This is a genomic window from Thalassovita mangrovi, from assembly GCF_009857745.1.
GTDB classification, from domain to species: Bacteria; Pseudomonadota; Alphaproteobacteria; order Rhodobacterales; family Rhodobacteraceae; genus Thalassobius; species Thalassobius mangrovi.
In genome coordinates this window covers 54,106-66,007 of record NZ_WWEN01000004.1, presented here as the reverse complement: position 1 = coordinate 66,007, position 11,902 = coordinate 54,106, and the positions used below count along the sequence as shown (strand labels likewise).

Here is an 11,902-nt window from a genome sequence, read left to right as displayed (position 1 = left end):
CGATCCCAAACCCTATATCTTCGGTCAGGAAATGACGGACCGACCCATGAACGAAAATGTTGAACCGCTCGAAGGGGAACCCCTGATCGCGCCCTCAAGCATCGACCATCCCTTGTACGAAAAGGTGGTCGAAGCCTGCCGCACGGTCTATGACCCTGAAATCCCGGTGAATATCTACGACCTGGGCCTGATCTACACGATCAAGATCAGCCCCGATAACAAGGTCAGCATCATCATGACCCTGACCGCGCCGGGCTGCCCGGTGGCGGGTGACATGCCCGGCTGGGTGGTCGACGCGGTCGAACCGCTGGACGGTGTGCAGCATGTCGAGGTCGACCTGACCTGGGATCCGCCCTGGGGCATGGAGATGATGAGCGACGAAGCGCGGCTGGAACTGGGCTTCATGTAAGCGAGATGGCAACGCACCCCTTTGAGGGTGCGTTTTCATATAAGCACCCTATTTTGGGTGCGAAATTCGAAACGCAACCAATATCGGTTGCATTTTTCATATCGCACCCTATAATGGGTGCGCATGACTTCCATAGTTTCACATATCGCAGTTCTGACAGGAGATCTGGTCGGCTCCACCAGCTTGAGCCCGGCTCAGGTTGCCCAAGCCTTCGATGCGCTGGCCGATTGCGCCGCGATGCAGGCAGATTGGCACGGCGCGCTGCTGCATTTCACCCGCCAGCGCGGCGATGGCTGGCAGGTGGCACTGGCCCGTCCCGCCCTTGCGCTGCGCTCCGCGCTCGCTTTCCGTGCCGCCCTGCGCAGCGAGGGCAGCGAATTCGACAGCTATATATCCATTGCCGAAGGCGAGGTGGCAGGCAAACTCGGCTCGGACCTCAACGCCGAGACCACCGATGTTTTCGTCGCTTCGGGCGACGGGCTGGACATGCTGAAATTGCTAAGCAAGTCGGAACGCATGTTTTATGGCGACGGCGGCCCGCTCAACGCCGCCACCGTATTGGCCGATCATATCTCGCAGGGATGGACCCCGGCGCAGGCCGCCGCCATCCTGCCCTTTCTCGCCCCCGACGCTGAACCTTCCTACACAGAAGTGGCGAAAGCCCTCGGAAAATCCCGGCAGGCCGTGACCAAGGCGCTCGACGCGGCAGGCTATCCGGCGCTTCAACGCGCCCTGCACAGCATCGAGGAGGCCGCCGATGATTGAAACCCTCGCCGCCCTTCTCTGCGCCCATGCGATGGCGGATTTCGTATTGCAGACCGGCTGGATGGTCGCCCGCAAGCGTCACCTTGGCGTGATGCTGCTGCACGGCGCGCTGGTGCTGCTGACCGCGCAGGCCGCCACCGGCCAGGTCGCCGCCCTGCCGCTGTTGATCCTCGCGCTGCTGCACCTGCTGATCGATTGCGTGAAAACCTATGGCCGCTTCACCGGGCTGGCCGCCTTCCTGGCCGATCAAGCGGCGCATCTGGCCGCCCTGGCCGCGATCGCCTTCTGGGCGCCGGATCTATGGGCCACCGGGCTGTGGCCCGCGCTGCTGCCCGAACCGGTAGCGACCGCCCTGCCCCACATCTTCGCCGTCGCTGCCGGCGCGATCCTGGCGATCCGCGCCGGGGCCTTCGCGATTCAGCTTCTGATGCAGGGTCATGCGCTTTCCGATAATCCCGGCGACGACGGCCTGCCCGGCGGCGGCGCCACGATCGGTTATCTGGAACGGGCGCTGATCTTCCTGCTGGTCCTGGCCGGTCAGATCGCAGGCATCGGGTTCCTGGTGGCGGCGAAATCCATCCTGCGCTTCGGCACCATTTCGGGCGACCGAAAGGCCACCGAATATGTCATCATCGGCACCTTGTTCAGCTTCGGCTGGGCGCTGCTGATCGCCTTGGCCACGCAATCTCTGCTTGCGGCGCTGCCCCCGCTTGAGATATCCGCCCCCCGGCCCTAGATTAATAACGAACAACACACAGGATCCATCCATGTTCGGCATACCCGGCAAACAAGCCGTCACCATGACCGACCGCGCGTCGGCGCAGATTTCCAAGCTGATGGCCCAGAAGGGCCACAAGGGCTTGCGGATCGGCGTCAAGAAGGGCGGTTGCGCGGGCATGGAATACACCATGGATTACGCCGACGAAATCGACCCCAACGACGAGGTGGTCGAACAGGATGGCGCCCGGGTGATGATCGCGCCGATGGCGCAGATGTTCCTGTTCGGCACCGAGATCGACTACGAGGTGTCGCTGCTGGAATCGGGGTTCAAGTTCAACAACCCCAACGTCACCGAGGCCTGCGGCTGCGGTGAATCGATCAAGTTCAAGGATGTCGAGGAGCTGACCGCCGAACAGGCGGCAAACGGCGCCCCCCGGCTGAAATAACCCTCCCCCTCATTGCCCCTGCGGCGCTTCGCGCGCCCTGCGCCCCTTGACCTGCGGGTGCAACTGGCAATGATGCGGGATCACCCATAATCATAACATCATAACAGGATGAGGAACGAAGTATGCGTCGCAAGCTGGCAGCGGGAAATTGGAAAATGAACGGTCTGAGCGCGGAGCTCGACCAGATCGACGCCCTGACAGCCAGCCACGCCACCCCGTCCGTCGACCTGCTGCTTTGCCCGCCCGCTACGCTGGTGGCGGCTGCGGCGGCGCGGGTCGGTTCCCACCCGATGATGATCGGCGGCCAGGATTGCCACATGGAAGACAGCGGCGCCTATACCGGTGACGTTTCGGCACCGATGCTGGCCGATGCCGGGGCGGGCGCGGTGATCCTGGGCCATTCCGAACGCCGCGACGCGCATGAGGAAAGCGACGAGATGGTCCGCGCCAAGGCCGAAGCCGCGCATCGCGCCGGGCTGATCGCGGTGGTCTGCCTCGGCGAATCCCTGGACCAGCGCGAGGCAGGCCAGACGCTCGACATCATCGGCGCGCAGCTTGCGGCCTCGGTGCCCGACGCGGCCACCAGCGACACCCTCGTCATCGCCTATGAACCGATCTGGGCCATCGGCACCGGCAAGGTGCCGACGCTGGAACAGATCGCCGAGGTGCACGATTTCATCCGCGCCCGGCTCGAGGACCGTTTCGGCACAGAACAGGCCAGCGCGATCCGGCTGCTCTATGGCGGTTCGGTGAAACCCGACAATGCGTCCGACATCTTCGCCGTCTCCAATGTCGACGGCGCGCTGGTCGGCGGCGCCAGCCTGAAGGCGGCAGATTTCTCCCCCATCATCAAGGCGCTCGAAGCGGCCAACTGACGCCTTTTCATCTTGGCAAAAATACCTCCGCCGGAGGCGCGGAAAATGACCATTTTCCGCCCAAAATTCTTTTCAAGAATTTTGCCCCCGGACATGAAAAAACGGCGCCCCGCAGGGCGCCGTTTTCCGTTTCTTCCACCGATCACTTAGTGATGATTTCCGGCCCCATGAAGGTGGTCGGCAACCAGGTGCTGAGCGCCGGGATATAGGTCACCATGATCAGGAACACGAACAGCACCGCCAGGAAGGGCAGCGCGGCGCGCACCACCCGCATCATCGGCATCCCCGCCACTCCGCTCGTGACGAAGAGGTTCAGACCGACCGGCGGGGTGATCATGCCGATTTCCATGTTCACCACCATGATGATGCCCAGATGGATCGGGTCGATCCCGAGCTCGATGGCGATCGGGAACACCAGCGGCGCCACGATCACGATCAGGCCAGAGGGTTCCATGAACTGACCGCCGATCAGCAGGATCACGTTGACGATCACCAGGAACATCACCGCGCCGAAACCGGCCGAGATCATCGCCCCCGCGATCTGCTGCGGGATCTGTTCGTCGGTCAGAACGTGTTTGAGGATCAGCGCGTTGGCGATGATGAACATCAAGGTCACGGTCAGCTTGCCCGCCTCGAACAGCGTATCGCGGGTGTCGCGGTGGAAAAACGCCGTCACCAGCGCGATCGGCTTCTCGATCAGCGACAGGTTACGTTCGCCCTCGGGGCGCGCCAGCGGGCCCATGTCGCGATAGACGAAACAGGCGATCAGGAAGGCATAGACCGCCGCCACCGCCGCCGCTTCGGTCGGCGTGAAGATGCCGCCATAGATGCCGCCCAGGATGATCACGATCAGGAACAGGCCCCAGCCCGCATCGCGCCCGGCCGTGAACACCTCGCCCCAGCCCAGCCAGTCGCCCTTGGGCAGGTCGCGCAGCCGCGCGATGATGTAGATCGTGGTCATCAGCATGGTGCCCGCCATCAGCCCCGGGATCACGCCCGCCAGGAACATCCGCCCCACCGACACGTCGGTGGCGCTGGCATAGACCACCATCACGATGGAGGGCGGGATCAGGATGCCCAGGGTGCCCGCGTTGGCGATGACACCGGCCGCGAAATCCTTGGAATAGCCGACCTGGCGCATCCCGGCGATCACGATCGACCCGATGGCGACCACGGTGGCCGGGCTGGACCCGGACAGGGCGGCGAACAGCATACAGGCGAACACGCCCGCGATGGCCAGGCCGCCGGGGAAATGCCCCACCAGCGCGATGGAAAACCGGATGATCCGCCGCGCCACCCCGCCGGTCGACATGAACGACGAGGCCAGGATGAAGAACGGGATCGCCAGCAGCGTGTAATGCCCTGCCATCGCCTGGAAAAAGCTCTGCGCGACCGAGGCCAGCGAGGTGTCGCTGAGCACCAGCAGGAACACCACCGAGGACAGGCCGAGGGACACCGCGATCGGCACGCCCAGCAGCATCAGCCCGATCACCATGGCAAAGAGAATTGCGACTTCCATTTGCTTACTCCTCGGCGTTCAGGCTGCGGACGTCTTCGACGGCGTCCTCGGCTTCGTGGCTGACGATCAGGCTTTCGGATTCGCCCGTCAGGACGCGCCAGGTCGCCTGCACGAAGCGAAACAACAGCAGCCCGGCCCCGAAGGGCAGCATCGCGTAGGGGATGAAGCGCGGGATCTTTTCATAGGCTTCGCCCTCGTTGATCATCGGTTCGATCCAGCGCAGCCAGTCGGGCATCGGGATGTCGATCACCTCGTACCAGGACCGGTAGGAGGAGCGTTTCATTTCCTCGAAGCCCAGCGGGAACCAGCGCCCGTCGGTCTGCGGCAGGTTGGCGAAATTCGCCCAGTAATCCCAGGCGCCCTTGAACAGCAAGAAGGCATAGGCGATGCACAGCAGCCCCGCGATCACGCCCAGCACCCGGCGGATGCGCAGATCAAACAGGTTGATGACGGCGTCCACGCCCAGATGCGCGGTGACCTTGACCGCATAGCTCATGCCGAACAGCACCAGCCAGGCGAACAGGAAGGAGGTCATTTCCAGCCCCCAGATCAGCCCGGTGTTGAAGCCATAGCGCAGCACGACATTGATGAAGGTAATAAGGGTCATCAGCCCGAGGATGATCGCGATTGCGGTTTCCTCGACCTCGTTGACCAGACGGCCCAGGGCCGATTTCGGTTCAGTGTGATGAGACATCCAAGCCCCCGTCCCCCGAGTGGATGTGAAAAACCCGGCCCCATGATCGGGGCCGGGAAAGTTGGCCTGTTACCCAGGCTCAGTGTTTGGCGTTGATCGCCTGTGCGGCGGCGATGTTGTCTTCGCCGACGTCCCCTTTGAACTCTTCCCAGACCGGTTTCATCGTGGCGACCCATTCTTCACGCTGTTCCGGGCTCAGCTGGCGCACGGTGCCGCCGGCGGCGATGATCGCCTGCTTGGCGTCTTCGTTCACCTTGGTCGATTCCGAGTTCCGCGCCGCGGTCACTTCGTCGATGATGGTGGACAGCTGGTCGCGCACGTCATCGGGCAGGCTGTCCCAGAAATCGGTCGAGGTCACCACCAGGTAATCGATAATGCCGTGGTTGGTTTCGGTCACGCCGTCCTGCACTTCGAAGAACTTCTGACCATAGATGTTCGACCAGGTGTTTTCCTGACCGTCGACAACACCGGTCTGCAGCGCGCCGTAGACTTCCGAGAACGCCATCGGCTGCGGGCTGCCGCCCAGGGCCGCCATCTGCGCCTTCAGCACGTCCGAGCTCTGGACGCGGAATTTCAGACCGTTGGCGTCGCTCGGCGAATTCAGCGCCTTGTTGGCCGACATCTGCTTCATGCCGTTGTGCCAGAAGGCCAGGCCCAGCAGACCGCGGCGGGTCATCGATTCCTTCATCGCCTGGCCGGTTTCGGAGTTCTGGAATTCATCGACCGCGTCGATGTTCTTGAACATGAAGGGCAGGTCGAAGATGCGGAACTGCTTGGTGAACTGTTCGAACTTGGACAGCGAGGGGGCAGCCATCTGCACGTCGCCCTGCAGCATCGCTTCCAGCACCTGGTTGTCATTATACAGCGTCGAGTTCGGGAAGACCTCCATGCAGGCCTTGCCGTCCATTTCCTCGTTCACGCGCTTTTCCAGCATCGTGGCGGCGATCCCCTTGGGGTGCTTGTCGGTGTTGGTCACATGGCTGAACTTGATGACGATTTCGCCATCGTCGCAACCGGCGGAGGCCATGACGGCGGATGCGGAAACGCTCAACGCCAGCGCTGCGGCGGCGGTGGTCAGGACTTTCATGTCTGTCTCCTCCCAAGAGATCATTTGTCGTGTGCTTGCGCCCCTCCGGCGCTGCATGCGCAACTCTTTCCATTCCGGGAAGGCGTCTCAAGAAAAACCGAATATTTTGATCACAGATAAAATTATCGATCAAAATGAACGCGTTATCCACACAACCTGATGCATCGAAACATGCTGCGATGCAGCTTTGTGCGGGAACCCGCACAGAGGACAGAGGCATTTGTGCGGATTTCCGCACAGCCGCGGGCGAAGTTCAGATGCGAATCCCCGAAAGTGGTCCGGTCGCTAGCTCAGCGGAATTCCTCGGGCTTGATGCCGTAGCGCGCCAGCTTGTCGTAGAAGGTCTTGCGCGGCAGTTTCAGGCTTTGCGCGGCGGCGCTGGCGCGGCCCTCGGCGCGGCGCAGGGCGGTGATCAGCAGGCTGCGCTCGACCTGCGCCAGCTGTTCGGCCAGCCCCAGCTCGCCGCCGCCGTTTTCCGTCTCGCCATGACCCAGAACGAAGCGCATCGCCTCGCTCATCAGCGCGCGGGCGTTGCCGGGCCAGTCGCGCGCCATCAGCCGCGACACCACTTCGGGCGTCACCTCGGGCGCGGGAAGCCCCGATTGTTCCGCCGCCTGCGCCACGTATTGGCGGAACATCACCGGAATGTCCTCGGGCCGCTCAGACAGCGACGGGATGCGCACCACCATGACTTCCAGCCGGTAATAGAGATCGGCCTGCAGCCGCCCCTCCTCCACCGCGCTGGACAGGTCCTGGGTGCTGCCCGCGATCAGGCGGAACCCGCCCTCTTCCAGCGCGTCGATCAGCGCCATCTGCGCATCGGGCTGCAGCCCGCCGATATCGTCCAGAAACAGCGACCCGCCCTGCGCGGCACCGACCATTTCCTCCATCTCGGCCCGGCCCAGCCCGGGGGCGGCGCGTTTGACGAAGGGCCCCTTGTCCGAGGGCGAACACAGATGCACCACCTCGGCCACCTTGTAGATCCCCGATCCAGGCGCGCCGGTCACCAACACGTCGGTCCCTGCCCGCGCCGCCGCCCGCACCCGGTCGCGCAAGCCTTCGGACAGCGCCGACTGGCCGTAAAGCATCCGCGCCGCCGGATCGCCGGTTTCCAGCTGCGCCTTGAGCCGGCGGTTTTCCAGCACCATCGCGCGGGTCTTCATCGCCCTCTCGATCACCGCCAGAAGGTCGGCCGGCGCACAGGGCTTTTCCAGGAAGCCGAAGGCCCCCTTGCGCATCGCCTCCACCGCCATCGGGATGTCGCCTTCGCCGGTCAGCAGAACCACCGGCAATTCGGCATCGACCCCCTGGGTGTAATCCAGCAGGTGAAACCCGTCGCGCCCGGGCATCCGGATGTCGGACAAGATCACCCCACCAAAGCGGTCGGAAATGTGATCCTTGGCCTCGATGAAGGACCCGACCGGGATCGGGGTCAGATCGGCCAGTTCCAGCGTCTGGGCCAATGCCTCGCGCACCGCCGCGTCGTCATCGACCAGCAACACCTTCCCGATCATGCGGCCTTGTCCTCCTGCCAATGGTCCAGTTCCACCGTGAACTCCGCCCCGCTGGGCGTGTTGGAGCCGCGGATATTGCCGCCGAAGCTCTGCACCAGACCGTAGGAAATGGAAAGCCCCAGCCCCATGCCCTCGGACGACCCGACGGTCTTGGTGGTATAGAAGGGTTCGAACATCTTGTCGGGGTCTTCGATGCCGGGGCCGATATCGCGCACCGTGACGGACAGTTTCGCGCCCCGCTCAATAGCGATGCGGATATGACGGTCGGCCTGGCCCAGCATCGCGTCGGCGGCGTTGTTGATCAGGTTGACGAACACTTGCGTCAGCCGCACCTCGCCGCCGCGCGCCCAGACCGGGCCGCCGTTGCCCCCGGCGTCCCAGTCCAGCGTCACCTGATCGGATTTCAGCCGCGCCGCGGTCAGTTCCACCGCCGTATCGATCACCTGCACCAGGTCGACCCGCGCCACCGGTTCGCTTTCGTTGCGCACGAAGGCGCGCAGGTTCTTGATGATGCGCGACATCCGCACCGCCATGTCGGAAATCCGGCGCAGGTTGTCCGCCGCCTTGTCCGTCTTGCCGCGTTCGATGAAGGCCGATCCGTTTTCCGCATATTGCTGGATCGCCATCAAGGGCTGGTTCAGTTCGTGGCTGATCCCCGCGCTCATCTGCCCCAGGGCGCTGAGCTTGCCGGCCTGCACCAGATCGGCCTGCGCCTTCTTCAGCGCCGCTTCGGCGGCGATGCGTTCGGCCACCTCGTGGCGCAGGGCGGTATTGGCCTCGGACAGTTCGCGGGTGCGGTGCTGCACCCGGCTTTCCAGCCGCGCATTGGCCTCGGCCAGGGTGCGGCGGCGTTCGGTGGCCAGGAACAGGAAGGCCCCGAAGGCCAGGAACACGCCCGCCACCGCCGCCGCCTGCAACGCCGCCAACCGCCGCGCCGGATCGACATCGATCAGCGCTTCTGCCCGCATGCCGATGATCGGCAGCTCCTTCTGCAAATGCAGCGCCCGCACCGGCACGTAAGGCGACCAGTCGGTCAGCCACAAATCGTAGCCGCCGACGCTTTGGGTCTCGAACCCCGGGTCGGGGCCGCCCGCCGGGGCCAGCCCGCCATCTGCGCGCTGCTGCCAGAACAGCAATTCGCTGCGGTTGGAAATGAACACCTCGTCGCGGTCATCGGTGAAGAACACCGTCGGGCGGGCACCGCGCCAGTCGGATTCGACCCGGTCGATATTGGCCACCACAACCAGGACGCCGACGACCTGTTCCGCGGGGCCGAAACTGGGGGCAGCGAAATAATAGGTGCGCAAGCCGCTGCTGGCCCCGATGCCGTGATGTTCGCCCAATGCCCCCTGCAAGGCGCGCTGGAAATAGGGGGTATCGGCCACGTCATCCGGTTCGGTCGCATTGGCCGAGGCCAGGACCCGCCCCCGCGCATCGACCAGGAACAGGTCGAGCGCCGACGTCTTGTCGGCCGCATTCAGCAGCAATTCGCGCAGATCGCCCGTATCGCCGCCCTTCAGCGCCGCGACCACCGCCGGGTGATCCGCCGTCAGCACCGCAAGCTGTTGATACAGCTGCAATTGCCCGGTCAGCCGGTCGGTGGCCAGCGTCAGGTCCGCCTCGCCCCGCTGCGCCAGTTGCGCCAGCGCCTGCACATAGCCATAGCGCCACACACCGCCGGCGACGGCGATCACCGACAGCAGGAACAGCACGGCAAGGATCAGGCGGCGAAGCAGCGCGGGTTTCATGGCGTCAACCTAGCGCCCCGGGGCTTGCATTGACCAGAGGGCTTGGAGAATGTCGCGCCATGCAGGAATTTTCCCAATCGCCCACCGATCCCGAATTCGTCCAGAACCCCTACCCGTTCTACGACCGCGCCCGCGCCTCGGGCGGGTTGGTGTACTGGCGTGAGTACCGGATGCCCTGCGCGGTGTCGCATGATCTGGTGATGGCGCTTTTCAAGGACCGCCGGATGGGCCGCGAATGCCCGCCGGAATTTGCGCCTGCGATCCCCGACCGGCTGCGCCCGTTCTACGATATCGAGGCGCATTCGATGCTGGAACTGGAACCGCCGCGCCACACAAGGTTGCGCTCGCTGGTGCTGCGCGCCTTCACCTCGCGCCGGATCGCGGCGCTGGCGCCCGAGATCGAGGACCTGTGTCACCGGCTGATCGACGACCTGCCCGAGGGTGGCTGCGATCTGTTGCCCGCCTATGCCACGCGGGTGCCGGTGATCGTGATCTGCCGCCTGCTTGGCGTGCCCGAGGATATGGCCGATCAATTGCTGCGCTGGTCCAACGCGATGGTGGCGATGTACCAAGCGCGGCGCACGCGGGAAATCGAAGACGCCGCCATGCAGGCCAGCCTTGAGTTCCGCGATTTCATCACCGGCTATATCGACACGCGGCGGCAAAGCCCGGCCGACGACCTGATCAGCCAACTGATCGCGGCCGAGGAGGATGGCGAGAAACTTTCCACCGACGAATTGATCACCACCTGTATCCTGCTGTTGAACGCCGGCCACGAAGCGACGGTGCATTCCATCGGTAACGCGGTGAAGACGCTGCTGGAAACCGGCATGGAGCGGGCGTTCCTGGCCCCCGACAAGATCGACCAGACGGTCGAGGAATGCCTGCGCTTCGATCCGCCTTTGCACATGTTCACCCGCTATGCCTATGAGGAGATCGAGGTTTCCGGCCACACCTTCCGGCGCGGCGATCAGGTGGCGCTGCTGCTGGGGGCGGCGAACCGCGACCCTGCCGTCTGGCCCGATCCGGACCGGTTCGACCCGTCCCGCGCCATCGTCACCAATGCCGCCTTCGGCGGCGGCCTGCATTTCTGCGTCGGCGCACCGCTGGCGCGGCTGGAGCTGAAGATCGCCCTGCCCGCGCTGTTCGACCGCCTGCCCGGCCTCGCCCTGGCAGAGGTGCCGCGCTACGGCGACGTCTATCATTTCCACGGCCTCGAAGCGCTGAAGGTCACCTACTGAGCGGATCGCAAGCCGGGCCAGGCCTACCCAGCGCCGTGCCGGTCCAGATGCCCCAGGTCCCGTTCCGGTTCGATCACGTCGCGCAGCCGCTTCTTCAGCTCCTTCGCGTCCGGGAATCCGCCGTCGCGCTTGCGTTCCCACAACAGCGCCCCGTCCACACGCACTTCGTAAACGCCGCCATAGCCGGGTTTCAGCGTCACCCCGCCAAGATCCTCCCCGAAGCTCTGCAGCAGTTCCTGCGCCATCCACCCGGCCCGCAGCAGCCAGTTGCAGCCGGTGCAATATTCAATGGTGACTACGGGCTTCGGCGCATCGCTCACAGCGGCAGCTCCGTCGTCGACTTGATTTCCTCCATCGACAGCAGCGCGGTGATGTTGTTCACCCTCACCTCGGAAATCAGCGCCTGGTAGAATTCGTCATAGGCGCGCGCGTTCTTCACCCGCACCTTGAGGATATAATCGATGTCGCCCGCCAGCCGGTGCGCCTCCATCACCTCGGGGCGGTTTTGCAGCGCGCGCAGGAATTTTTCCTGCCATTCGGCTTCGTGTTCCGAGGTACGGATCAGCACGAAGAAACACGCCTCGAAACCCAGCTTCTCGGCATCCAGAACCACCGTCTGCGGCCCCATGATCCCGGCTTCGCGCATCTTGCGGATGCGATTCCATACCGGGGTCTTGGACGACCCCACCTTGCGGGCGATTTCGTCAAGCGACTGGCCCGCGTCCCGCTGCAGCTCGGCCAGGATTTTCCGATCCGTCTGATCCAATCGAACCGTCATTTCGCCCCCTTTCGTCATTTTGGAACAATATATTCGTTTTCCGCCGCCACACCCGGATCAAGTCCTTATTTGTTCCGCGATATGGCGCAATGGGGGGAATATTTTC

13 protein-coding genes are annotated in these 11,902 nt (G+C 64.0%); 6 read left to right on the top strand and 7 right to left on the bottom strand.

All coding sequences use genetic code 11. The features are described 5' to 3' along the window. The first annotated feature begins 46 nt into the window (after window positions 1-46). The 5 genes from GR167_RS10580 (at window position 47) to tpiA (ending at window position 3,215) form a co-directional block, all read left to right on the top strand. On the top strand, window positions 47-409 hold the full coding sequence (locus tag GR167_RS10580) for an SUF system Fe-S cluster assembly protein (protein WP_160973466.1): 363 nt from the start codon (window positions 47-49) through the stop codon (window positions 407-409). A gap of 117 nt (window positions 410-526) precedes the next feature. Then, a complete protein-coding gene (locus GR167_RS10575) occupies window positions 527-1,174 on the top strand; it encodes a MarR family transcriptional regulator (protein WP_160973465.1) in 648 nt (215 codons plus the stop codon). After that, window positions 1,167-1,910 (top strand): DUF3307 domain-containing protein, encoded by a 744-nt coding sequence (locus tag GR167_RS10570; protein WP_160973464.1) that lies wholly within the window; start codon window positions 1,167-1,169, stop codon window positions 1,908-1,910. Before GR167_RS10575 ends, GR167_RS10570 begins: the two co-directional genes overlap by 8 nt. A gap of 31 nt (window positions 1,911-1,941) precedes the next feature. Then, window positions 1,942-2,340, top strand: a complete 399-nt coding sequence (locus GR167_RS10565; RefSeq protein WP_160973463.1) for a HesB/IscA family protein — start codon at window positions 1,942-1,944, stop codon at window positions 2,338-2,340. Between the two features lie 122 nt (window positions 2,341-2,462). Further along, the gene (gene tpiA / locus GR167_RS10560; RefSeq protein ID WP_160973462.1) at window positions 2,463-3,215 is read left to right on the top strand and encodes a triose-phosphate isomerase; all 753 of its coding nucleotides are present in this window, start codon (window positions 2,463-2,465) and stop codon (window positions 3,213-3,215) included. Window positions 3,216-3,357: 142 nt separating this feature from the next. On the opposite strand, the gene GR167_RS10555 is transcribed toward tpiA, so the two are convergent. The 5 genes from GR167_RS10555 to GR167_RS10535 all read right to left on the bottom strand — a co-directional run bounded on the left by GR167_RS10555 (window position 3,358) and on the right by GR167_RS10535 (window position 9,777). Then, window positions 3,358-4,734, bottom strand: coding sequence for a TRAP transporter large permease (locus GR167_RS10555; protein WP_160973461.1), 1,377 nt, complete (start codon window positions 4,732-4,734; stop codon window positions 3,358-3,360). 4 nt (window positions 4,735-4,738) lie between these two features. Then, the gene (locus GR167_RS10550; protein ID WP_160973460.1) at window positions 4,739-5,428 is read right to left on the bottom strand and encodes a TRAP transporter small permease; all 690 of its coding nucleotides are present in this window, start codon (window positions 5,426-5,428) and stop codon (window positions 4,739-4,741) included. A 79-nt stretch (window positions 5,429-5,507) separates the two neighbouring features. After that, window positions 5,508-6,515 (bottom strand): DctP family TRAP transporter solute-binding subunit, encoded by a 1,008-nt coding sequence (locus GR167_RS10545; protein ID WP_160973459.1) that lies wholly within the window; start codon window positions 6,513-6,515, stop codon window positions 5,508-5,510. Window positions 6,516-6,805: 290 nt separating this feature from the next. Continuing rightward, window positions 6,806-8,029, bottom strand: coding sequence for a sigma-54-dependent transcriptional regulator (locus GR167_RS10540; RefSeq protein ID WP_160973458.1), 1,224 nt, complete (start codon window positions 8,027-8,029; stop codon window positions 6,806-6,808). Continuing rightward, on the bottom strand, window positions 8,026-9,777 hold the full coding sequence (locus GR167_RS10535) for a sensor histidine kinase (protein WP_160973457.1): 1,752 nt from the start codon (window positions 9,775-9,777) through the stop codon (window positions 8,026-8,028). Before GR167_RS10535 ends, GR167_RS10540 begins: the two co-directional genes overlap by 4 nt. Before the next feature lie 59 nt (window positions 9,778-9,836). On the opposite strand from GR167_RS10535, the gene GR167_RS10530 reads away from it, so the two are divergent. Next, a complete protein-coding gene (locus tag GR167_RS10530) occupies window positions 9,837-11,018 on the top strand; it encodes a cytochrome P450 (protein WP_160973456.1) in 1,182 nt (393 codons plus the stop codon). A 23-nt stretch (window positions 11,019-11,041) separates the two neighbouring features. Here GR167_RS10530 and GR167_RS10525 read toward each other — a convergent pair whose 3' ends face one another. Then, complete coding sequence (locus GR167_RS10525) at window positions 11,042-11,338, bottom strand: Rdx family protein (protein ID WP_160973455.1); 297 nt, start codon at window positions 11,336-11,338, stop codon at window positions 11,042-11,044. Then, window positions 11,335-11,796, bottom strand: a complete 462-nt coding sequence (locus GR167_RS10520) for an Lrp/AsnC family transcriptional regulator (protein ID WP_160973454.1) — start codon at window positions 11,794-11,796, stop codon at window positions 11,335-11,337. The genes GR167_RS10525 and GR167_RS10520 overlap by 4 nt, the downstream gene beginning before the upstream one ends. Window positions 11,797-11,902: the final 106 nt, after the last annotated feature.

What these genes read in the sequence shown, in the direction of transcription:
- GR167_RS10580 (WP_160973466.1), top strand. Translation starts at nt 47, where the DNA reads ATGAACGAAAATGTTGAACCGCTCGAAGGGGAACCCCTGATCGCGCCC.
- GR167_RS10570 (WP_160973464.1), top strand. Translation starts at nt 1,167, where the DNA reads ATGATTGAAACCCTCGCCGCCCTTCTCTGCGCCCATGCGATGGCGGAT.
- GR167_RS10565 (WP_160973463.1), top strand. Translation starts at nt 1,942, where the DNA reads ATGTTCGGCATACCCGGCAAACAAGCCGTCACCATGACCGACCGCGCG.
- tpiA (WP_160973462.1), top strand. Translation starts at nt 2,463, where the DNA reads ATGCGTCGCAAGCTGGCAGCGGGAAATTGGAAAATGAACGGTCTGAGC.
- GR167_RS10555 (WP_160973461.1), bottom strand. Translation starts at nt 4,734, where the DNA reads ATGGAAGTCGCAATTCTCTTTGCCATGGTGATCGGGCTGATGCTGCTG.
- GR167_RS10550 (WP_160973460.1), bottom strand. Translation starts at nt 5,428, where the DNA reads ATGTCTCATCACACTGAACCGAAATCGGCCCTGGGCCGTCTGGTCAAC.
- GR167_RS10545 (WP_160973459.1), bottom strand. Translation starts at nt 6,515, where the DNA reads ATGAAAGTCCTGACCACCGCCGCCGCAGCGCTGGCGTTGAGCGTTTCC.
- GR167_RS10540 (WP_160973458.1), bottom strand. Translation starts at nt 8,029, where the DNA reads ATGATCGGGAAGGTGTTGCTGGTCGATGACGACGCGGCGGTGCGCGAG.
- GR167_RS10535 (WP_160973457.1), bottom strand. Translation starts at nt 9,777, where the DNA reads ATGAAACCCGCGCTGCTTCGCCGCCTGATCCTTGCCGTGCTGTTCCTG.
- GR167_RS10530 (WP_160973456.1), top strand. Translation starts at nt 9,837, where the DNA reads ATGCAGGAATTTTCCCAATCGCCCACCGATCCCGAATTCGTCCAGAAC.
- GR167_RS10520 (WP_160973454.1), bottom strand. Translation starts at nt 11,796, where the DNA reads ATGACGGTTCGATTGGATCAGACGGATCGGAAAATCCTGGCCGAGCTG.